At 61.1% G+C, this 927-nt stretch carries 1 protein-coding gene; it reads left to right on the top strand.

What is annotated here, in order from left to right:
- Positions 1–871, top strand: an 871-nt coding sequence (locus EN969_RS33045) for an NAD(P)/FAD-dependent oxidoreductase (RefSeq protein WP_164758752.1), incomplete at its 5' end; no start/stop codon positions are given.
- Positions 872–927 lie beyond the last annotated feature (56 nt).

Below are 927 nucleotides of genomic sequence, written 5' to 3'. Positions count from 1 at the left end.
CTTCAGGGGCGATCAGCACCACTCGTCGAAGCATCCGGGTCCCGACGCCTATGCCGGCAAAAAGGCCGTTGTCATCGGATCCAACAATTCCGCCCATGACATCGCTGCCGCACTTTGGGAAGCCGGCGCCGACGTGACCATGGTGCAGCGCTCGAGTACCCATATCTCCAGGTCCGACACGTTGATGGAAATCGGACTGGGTTCGCTCTATTCGGAGCAGGCGCTGCAGAATGGCATCACCACCGCCAAGGCCGATCTCATCTTCGCTTCGCTGCCCTACAAGATCCTGCACGAGTTCCAGATCCCGGCCTATGCCGAGATGAAGAAACGCGATGCGGCATTCTACAAGGGACTGGAAAAGGCCGGTTTCATGCTCGACTGGGGCGACGACGAGTCCGGCCTGTTCATGAAGTACCTCAGGCGCGGCTCTGGCTATTACATCGATGTTGGCGCATCGCAGTTGGTCATCGATGGTTCGATCAAGCTGAAGAGTGGCGTCGACGTCGAAGAGATCAAGCAGCACTCGGTCCTGCTCAGCGACGGGTCGGAACTGCCTGCGGACCTCATCGTCTACGCCACCGGCTACGGCTCGATGAACGGCTGGGCCGCCGATCTGATATCGCGCGAAACCGCCGACAAGGTCGGCAAATGCTGGGGCCTCGGCTCGAACACCACCAAGGATCCCGGCCCCTGGGAAGGCGAGTTGCGCAACATGTGGAAGCCTACACAGCAGGAAGCGCTGTGGTTTCACGGCGGCAACCTGCACCAGTCACGCCACTATTCACAATTCCTGGCGCTGCAGCTGAAGGCCAGGCAGGCCGGCTTGGCGACGCCGGTCTACGGGCTGCAGCAGGTGCATCACAAGGGGTAGGCGAGCGCGATTCCGGCGAAGCCGGAAGAAAGAAGGCAGGGCTTGCACCCTGCCTC

It is taken from the genome of Mesorhizobium sp. M7A.F.Ca.CA.003.01.2.1 (genome assembly GCF_003998945.1).
GTDB lineage: Bacteria > Pseudomonadota > Alphaproteobacteria > Rhizobiales > Rhizobiaceae > Mesorhizobium > Mesorhizobium ciceri.
This window is presented reverse-complemented; position numbering and strand designations above follow the sequence as displayed.